The organism is Peterkaempfera griseoplana, assembly GCF_001418575.1.
In the GTDB taxonomy this organism is placed as follows: domain Bacteria; phylum Actinomycetota; class Actinomycetes; order Streptomycetales; family Streptomycetaceae; genus Peterkaempfera; species Peterkaempfera griseoplana.
Window position 1 is genome coordinate 1 of record NZ_LIQR01000606.1, and the last position, 7,447, is coordinate 7,447.

Annotated in this window: 7 protein-coding genes and 2 pseudogenes; 6 read left to right on the forward strand and 3 right to left on the reverse strand. The window is 76.4% G+C overall.

The features are described from left to right. Both AOK09_RS33950 and aroA read left to right on the forward strand, forming a co-directional pair. Positions 1–225 (forward strand): annotated as a pseudogene (locus AOK09_RS33950) (hypothetical protein); the annotation flags it as partial. Positions 226–431: 206 nt separating this feature from the next. Further along, the gene (gene aroA / locus AOK09_RS33955; RefSeq protein WP_055591067.1) at positions 432–1,673 is read left to right on the forward strand and encodes a 3-phosphoshikimate 1-carboxyvinyltransferase; all 1,242 of its coding nucleotides are present in this window, start codon (positions 432–434) and stop codon (positions 1,671–1,673) included. A gap of 142 nt (positions 1,674–1,815) precedes the next feature. Here aroA and AOK09_RS33960 read toward each other — a convergent pair whose 3' ends face one another. Then, a complete protein-coding gene (locus AOK09_RS33960; RefSeq protein ID WP_055591068.1) occupies positions 1,816–2,436 on the reverse strand; it encodes a phosphatase PAP2 family protein in 621 nt (206 codons plus the stop codon). Continuing rightward, on the reverse strand, positions 2,433–3,110 hold the full coding sequence (locus AOK09_RS33965) for a DedA family protein (RefSeq protein ID WP_055591069.1): 678 nt from the start codon (positions 3,108–3,110) through the stop codon (positions 2,433–2,435). Before AOK09_RS33965 ends, AOK09_RS33960 begins: the two co-directional genes overlap by 4 nt. Before the next feature lie 96 nt (positions 3,111–3,206). Between AOK09_RS33965 and AOK09_RS33970 the strand changes: the two genes are divergently transcribed. The 3 genes from AOK09_RS33970 to AOK09_RS33980 all read left to right on the forward strand — a co-directional run bounded on the left by AOK09_RS33970 (position 3,207) and on the right by AOK09_RS33980 (position 6,185). Further along, positions 3,207–3,593, forward strand: a complete 387-nt coding sequence (locus tag AOK09_RS33970; protein ID WP_055591070.1) for a BlaI/MecI/CopY family transcriptional regulator — start codon at positions 3,207–3,209, stop codon at positions 3,591–3,593. Continuing rightward, complete coding sequence (locus AOK09_RS33975; protein WP_055591071.1) at positions 3,590–4,549, forward strand: M48 family metalloprotease; 960 nt, start codon at positions 3,590–3,592, stop codon at positions 4,547–4,549. Before AOK09_RS33970 ends, AOK09_RS33975 begins: the two co-directional genes overlap by 4 nt. Positions 4,550–4,802: 253 nt before the next feature. Next, on the forward strand, positions 4,803–6,185 hold the full coding sequence (locus AOK09_RS33980; protein WP_063796150.1) for a GAF domain-containing protein: 1,383 nt from the start codon (positions 4,803–4,805) through the stop codon (positions 6,183–6,185). Here the strand turns inward: AOK09_RS33980 and AOK09_RS33985 are convergent. After that, positions 6,136–6,675, reverse strand: coding sequence for an SsgA family sporulation/cell division regulator (locus AOK09_RS33985; RefSeq protein WP_055591072.1), 540 nt, complete (start codon positions 6,673–6,675; stop codon positions 6,136–6,138). The two genes, AOK09_RS33980 and AOK09_RS33985, sit on opposite strands and share 50 nt — an antisense overlap. A gap of 457 nt (positions 6,676–7,132) precedes the next feature. Here AOK09_RS33985 and AOK09_RS33990 point away from each other — a divergent pair. Continuing rightward, a pseudogene (locus AOK09_RS33990) lies at positions 7,133–7,447 on the forward strand (hypothetical protein); the annotation flags it as partial.

A 7,447-nucleotide genomic window follows, 5' to 3' on the forward strand; every position in this document is an offset into this window, starting at 1 on the left:
AGAGACAGCCCCCGGCCCGCCCTGCGGTGGCTGCTGGCCCGCGGCCATGACGTCGCCGAGCAGCTCCCGCCCGCGTACGCCCTGCCCGTACGGCACTGGCTGGCCGACACCGTGGAGCACCGGCGGATCCTCGCCTCGCTCTCCCGGGGAGAGCCGTACAGCTTCACCTCCGCCGACGACACGGTCCACTACGTGCTGTCGGCCCGTCCGGGCGCCTCCCGGTAGGCGCGCGGCCCTCCGGAGGTCCGGGGCGTACTGCCCCACAGGGTTGCCGACTCGACGTGACGGGCGGCCTTCCTCCGCGTGCGGCAGGCCGCCGGTCGCCGTTCCCCGTGCCCGGGCGGCACCGTCCGTCGTCGGTGCGGCGGGGGCCGTCCCGGGGAGCGGACAGCGGACCTGCGGGGACGGCCCGGGGCTCTAGGGTCGGCGGCATGACTGTTGTGGAGATCCCGGGTTCCAAGTCCGTCACCGCCCGCGCCCTGTTCCTCGCGGCCGCCGCCCGGGGGACCACGGTGCTCAGGCAGCCGCTGGTGTCGGACGACTCGGAGGGCTTCGCCGAGGGGCTGATCGCACTCGGCTACCGGGTGGACCGGCAGCCCGGGGTCTGGACGGTGGAGGGCCGGCCGGAGGGGCCGGCGGCGGAGGAGGCCTCGGTCCAGTGCCGGGACGGGGCGACCACGGCGCGCTTCCTGCCAACGCTGGCCGCCGCCGGGCACGGGGTGTTCCGCTTCGACGCCTCGGAGCAGATGCGGCGCCGGCCGCTCGGCCCGCTGACCGGGGCGCTCCGCGACCTCGGCGTGGACCTGGTGCACGAGGCGCAGGAGGGCCACCACCCGCTGACCGTCCGGGCGGACGGCATCAAGGGCGGCGCGGTCACCCTGGACGCCGGACTCTCCTCCCAGTTCCTCACCGCGCTGCTGCTGGTCGGGCCGCTCACCGCCGAGGGCCTGCGGATCACCGTCACCGACCTGGTCTCGGCGCCCTATGTGGAGATCACCCTGGCGATGATGCGGGACTTCGGGGTGGAGGTCGGCCGCGAGGGCGACACCTTCACGGTGCCGGCGCAGCCGTACGAGGCCGCCGACTACCGGGTGGAGCCGGACGCCTCCACCGCGAGCTACTTCCTGGCCGCCGCGGCGCTCACCGGCCGCACCGTCACCGTCCCCGGCCTGGGCTCGGACTCCCGCCAGGGCGATGTGGCCTTCGCCTCGGTGCTGCGGCGGATGGGCGCCGAGGTGGAGCTGGGCCGCGACTCGGTGACGGTGACCGGCCGCGGGCGGCTGCGCGGCCTCACGGTCAACATGCGCGACATCTCCGACACGGTCCCCACCCTGGCCGCGATCGCGCCCTTCGCCGACGGCCCGGTGCGGATCGAGGACGTGTACAACACGCGGATCAAGGAGTGCGACCGCCTGGACGCCTGTACGGAGAACCTGCGGGCCCTCGGTGTGCCGGTGGAGACCGGGCGCGACTGGATCGAGATCCGTCCGGCGCAGCCGCGCGCGGCGCAGATCGCCTGCCGCGGCGACCACCGGATCGCCATGTCGTTCAGCGTCACCGGCCTGCTCACGCCGGGCATCACCCTGGACGACCCGGGCTGTGTGCGGAAGACCTTCCCCGGCTTCCACCAGGCGCTCGCCGGGCTGCGGGCCGCCTGGGGGATGCCGGCCTGAGCCGCGTCGCCCGCCGGGAGCGGAAGCGGAGCCGGAGCGGAACCGGCGCCGGGGGCGCAACCGAAGCCGGGGGCGCAACCGAAGCCGGGGGCGGCGCCCGCCTCGCTTCGGGCGCCGCCCCCGGCGGCAGTGGGGCCCGCGGTCAGCCGGTGCCGAGCAGCGGTGCGAGCCGCGGGTTCCGGCGTGCTCGTTCGACCAGCGGCGCCGCACGCCGGGCCGCGAGGATCAGCGGGACGGCGACCACCACGCCCACCAGGGCTCCGGCCAGCGCGTCATGGGGATAGTGGACGCCGATCCACACCCGGGAGACACCCACGGCGACGGCGGCGAGCAGCGCCACCGCGCCCAGCCGGCGGTGGACCACCAGCAGCGCCGCCGCGGCGGCGAAGGCGATCACGGTGTGGTTGCTGGGGAAGGACCAGTCCCCGGGACCGGGGCAGGCCTCCAGGGTCGCCGAGTGCGGTATCGAGCGGCAGGGCCGGTCCTCGGCCACCAGTGCCTTGAGCACCGAGTTGACCGCGTACGCGGCGACCACCACCACCGGGACCGCCAGTGCCCGCGCGGCGACCGCCGGCCCGCGGCTGCGGCCGGGCCACCACCAGGCGGCCAGCATCAGCAGGGCGAAGACGGCGAGGCCGTAGTCGGACCAGAGGAGCACCACGTGGTCGAGCCAGTGCGGGGTGCGGTGGGCGGCGTCGACCACGTCGGTGTAGAGGCCGCCGTCGATGCCGCTTCCGTCGAAGGCGAGCAGCCCGCCGGTCATCGGACCTCGTCTCCGGCGGTCCGGGTCCGGCGGGAGCGCAGCAGCTCGAAGACGAGCGGGAGCAGCGAGACCACGACCACCAGGGCGACCAGCGGCAGCAGGTAGTGGTCGATGTTCGGCACCGAGGAGCCCAGGCCGTAGCCGGCGACCACCAGGGCGACGGTCCAGACGACGCCGCCGAGGACCTGCCAGAGGGTGAAGGTGCGGGGGGGTACGTCCAGCGCCCCGGCCAGCGGGTTGAGCACGGTGCGCACCACCGGGACGAAGCGGGCGAGGACCACGGCGCGGGCGTGCCCGTAACGGCCGAGCAGCTCCTCGGCCCGCTGCGCTCCCTGGTGCAGCCGGTGGTTGCGGGACCGCGCCAGCAGGGCGCGGCCGCCCCGGCGGCCGAGGAGGTAGCCGCACTGGGCGCCGGCCAGCGCGCCCACCACGGAGGCGGCCAGCACCTGGGCCAGGTCCAGGTGGGGGCCGCTGTGCCGGCCGGGTACGCAGAGCAGACCGGCGGTGAAGAGCAGCGAGTCCCCGGGCAGGAAGAAGCCCACGAGCAGTCCGGTCTCGGCGAACAGCACCACGGCGATGCCGAGCGCTCCGAAGGCCGAGAGCAGCGACGAGGCGTCGAGGATGTTGACCGCCAGGAGGGCGGGGGGTGCGGACAAGGTTGGCGGACCTCCCATACTGGTCGTGGCGGGCCCGGCAGGCGCCCGCCCGACCGTCTACAATCATGTAGACGTTCTACACGAGCGTAGACGATGCCGGGAGGAAACGCCGACATGCCCGAGCTGCCCGTCCCCCGCCGCCCGTCCGGCGAGCTGGAAGCCGAGGTCCTGGCCGCACTCTGGGCCGCAGGACGCCCGCTGACCCCGCAGGACGTGCAGCAGGCCGTGACCGGCGACCTCGCCCGCACCACGGTCGCCACCATCCTCGGCAGGCTCCACGAGAAGGGCACCGTGCTGCGCACCCGCGTCGGCCGGGCGTACGCCTACACCCCTGCCGTCCAGGACACCGCGGGCCTCGCCGCCCGCCGCATGCGCACCGAGCTCGACCGGGAGCCCGACCGCTCCACGGTACTGGCCCGCTTCGTCTCCGACCTCTCCGCCGACGACGAGCGCCTGCTGCGCGAACTGCTCGCCGACCCCGCCGGGGAGGAGACCGCATGATCGTCGCCGTCTGGGCCCCGCTGCTGCTGCCACTGCTCGCCGTGCCCGCCGCCCGGCTGCTCGCCGGATGGCTGCCGCCGAGGACCGCGGCCTGGATGCTCGCGGGCACCGCCGTCCTGCTCGCCGGCGCCGCCACCGCCTCGCTCGGCCTGCTCGCCACCGCCGGACTGCTGCGACTGCCGGCCGTGGCCGCTCTCGGCCACCTCTCGCTGCCGTGGCTGGACCGCATCTCCCCCTCCGCCGGCCCGCTCGCCGCCGCGGCCGCCCTCGCGCTGGGCTCCGTGGCGGCGCTGCTGCTGCGGTCCGCGACCCGGCACCGCCGGGAGCTCAGCTCCGCCCGCGACCTCGCCCACAGCGCCTCCGGCACCCCGGACGGCCTGGCCGTCCTCCCCGACGACCGGGCCGACGCCTATGCGCTGCCCGGACGCCCCGGCCGCATCGTGGTCACCGCGGGAATGCTGCGGGCGCTCGGCACCGAGGAGCGCTGCGCCCTGCTCGCCCATGAGCGCGCGCATCTCGGCGCACGCCACCATCTCTTCCTGGCCGCCGCCGAGTACGCCGCCGCGGCGCACCCGGCCCTGCGGCTGCTGCGGGCCCCGCTCTCCTACCACCTGGAACGCTGGGCCGACGAGGCCGCCGCCGCCGCCGTGGGCAGCCGCGCCGTCACCGCCCGCGCCGTCGCCCGCGCCGCCCTGGCCGCCGCCGCACCCCGTCCGGCGCCCGGCCACCGCCCCGGACTGGCCCCGGCCGCGCACACCGGACCGGTGCCCCGGCGGGTCGCGGCGCTGCTCTCCCCCGGCCCCGCCCAGCCGTCCGGCCGCCGCACCGTGGTGGCGCTGCTGCTCACCGCCTGCCTGTGCACCTCCGCGGGTACGGCCCTGGACGCCACCAGCGACCTGCACCAGACCGTGGAGTCCGCCCAGTCCGCCGGTGCGGCGCCGGCGCATTCCCGCTGATCCGGCCCCGGCCGGTCCGCGGGATCCGCCGGATCCGGCCCGTCGAACACCGTCCGTAGCGCGTTCGGCGCAGTGCGTCCAGCGTTCCGGCGAAATTGCGCAAGGCCGATGGCAGCCGCCCGGGGAGCGCCTAACCTGGCAGCGCCGCGGCCGACGCGGCGGACCGCGACCGGGGGGTGGGGCCACCGGTCGTCGCAGCGGCCCGCCCAGCGCCCGGCCGTGCAGGTCTCGGCAGTCGGCGGGGAGGGACGGCATGCGGCAGACGGCACACCGTGCGCTCAGGGCAACGGATCCGGCGGCGGCGGGCCCGGACGCCCGGACCCTCGCCCGGGCCCGGGAGCAGGCCCTCGCGGGCGAGCTCCCCGACACGGCACCCCGAGCGGTGATCAGCGAGTCCTGGAGCCGGATGCTGAGGCTCGGCATCGACCCCGACCGCGGTCAGGACCCCGATCTGCTGGACACCGCCGAGGTGGAGCACCGCCGCCGGGAGACCGGCCTGGCCGAGGTCCTGGTCTCCCTCCGGGAGACCCTCTCCCAGATCGTCCGGGACGCCCGTCATGTGCTGGTGGTCACCGACGCCGAGGGCCGGGTGCTGTGGCGCGAGGGAAGTGCGGCGATGCGCAGGCAGGCCGACCGGCTGGGCTTCGACGTCGGCGCCTGCTGGGCCGAGGACGCCGTCGGGACCAACGCCATCGGCACCGCCCTGGCCGCCCGGCGGCCGGTCCAGGTCCACTCCGCCGAGCACTTCGTCCGCACCCACCACGCCTGGACCTGCGCCAGCGCGCCGCTGCACGACCCGCGCAGCGGCCGGCTGATCGGCCTGGTGGACCTCAGCGGGCCGGCCGGCTCCTTCCACCCGCACACCATCGCCCTGGTCTCCGCCGCCGCCCGGCTGGCCGAGGCCGAGCTGCGGGCCGCCCATCTGGAGGCGCTGGACCGGCTGCGCACGGTGGCCTCCCCCGTCCTGGCCCGGATGCCCGGACCGGCGGTGGTGGTCGACCGCAACGGCTGGACGGCCGCCGCCAGCGGGCTCGCCCCCTCGGCCCGGCTGCTGCTGCCCCGCAGCCCCGGCGGCCCCCGGGTGTGGCTGCCCGCGCTGGGCGAGTGCGCCGTGGAGCCGCTGTCCGGCGGCTGGCTGGTCCGCCCCTGCGCCGACCCTGCGGACGGCGCCGACCCGGCGGCCGAGCGCACCACGGTGGTCGTGGAGCTGGCCAGGCCCGGCCACGCCGAGCTGGCGGTGGACGGGCCGTCCGGCAGCTGGTCCCATGCGCTCAGCCCGCGCCACGCGGAACTGCTGCTGCTGCTCGCCGTCCACCGGCAGGGCCGTACCGCCGGCCAGCTGGCGGCCGACCTCTTCGGCGACGCCGGCCGCAAGGTCACCGTACGGGCCGAGCTCTCCCGGCTCCGCCGCCATCTCGGCGGGCTGCTGGAGCACCGCCCGTACCGCTTCGCCGAGACGATCCAGGTGCAGGTGCGGCTGCCCGACGACCTCTCGCAGCTGCTGCCGTACTCGGACGCCCCCGCGGTGCGGCGGCTGCGCCGGGAGCTGGTGGAGGGCCCGGCCGAGGAGTCCGCGGCGGCGGTGCTCAGCCTGCGGTCAGCCGCGCCAGCTCCTCGTCCGTCGGCAGGAGGCTGAGCTCACCGCCGGGCGGGACGGCCGCATGGGTGCGCTCCAGCCACTGCGCCACCTCCGCGGCCACCGCCTCCAGGACGGCGGAGCCGTGCGGGGAGTCCAGGGTGATGCGCAGCACACCGCCGTGCTGCGGGCAGTGGGAGGGCCAGAGCCTGATGTCGCCCTCGCCGGACGGTCCGCGCAGGCCGTCGGCCAGCAGCTCCCGGGCGAAGACCCACTCGGCCTCGTCGTACTCGCCGGCGTGGAAGGCCAGCCGCACCGCGAAGGGCTCGGCCGGGTCGTAGCTGAACCGGGTCGGTACCGCCGCGACCCGGTCGGCGTCGAAGAGCATGTAGAGCGTCAGCACGCATTCGACCGGGCCGCTCTGCGGCTCCGGCTCCTGGACGGGCCGGAGGCGCGGCGCGTCGGTGTGGTCCGCGTCGGCCGCGAGGTCAGGGGGGAGTGCGGTGCCGTGTGGTGCTGCGTTGCCTGGCGGCAGCGGGTCGCGCGGCATGCGAGGGTCTCTCCGTGCGGGAACATCGGATGCTGCCACTGTGGTACCGGATCCTGCCGGGGGCAACGGTTGCAGGGGGTTGCTTGTCCCGTCCACCCCGCTTGCGTCGCTGCTGACGCAACGTCAGCAAGCTTGCGGCGCAAGGAGATCCGATGGTGATGTACCCGTTGCGCAAGCGGCAGTCACACGGACGACCGCCGCTGGTACTCTCGTCCCTCTGCCGACGAAGGCATGTGCGGCCCGGCCCGTAGGGGGGAGCGGGCACCGCGGGCCGGTCGGCCGGCACGGAGGGAGATCGGTGGTTCCCCACGAGGACACCGCCCCGGTGCGGACCCGCACCGGATCAGGGCGGCACCGCGGGCGACCAGGACCGGAGCGCACGGGGGGCGCACGGCCGGGTACACCCGCGGCACACGGACGCCATGGGCTGCGCCGCAGGCGCGGCACGCCCCTGCGGTTGCCCGCGATCCGGGTCTCCGGCGCCGCGATGGCCATGTCGACGGTGGTCGGCATCAGTGTGGCCACCACCTGGATCGTCAGTGTGCAGGGCGGCCTGCCGCCGTCCGTCCGGATCTCCGACGTCAACAGCGCGCCCTCCACACCGGGCGACGGCGACCCCGACGGGGGCTCCGCGGACAGCGACCCCTCCAGCGGCCCCAGCACCACCCCCGGGACCGGTACGCCGCAGACGCTGGCCGGGCGCGGCAGCCCCCGGCAGTCGACCGCGTCACGGGACCGCGCCTCGGCCGCCCCGCTGCTCCCCACCCGGTCC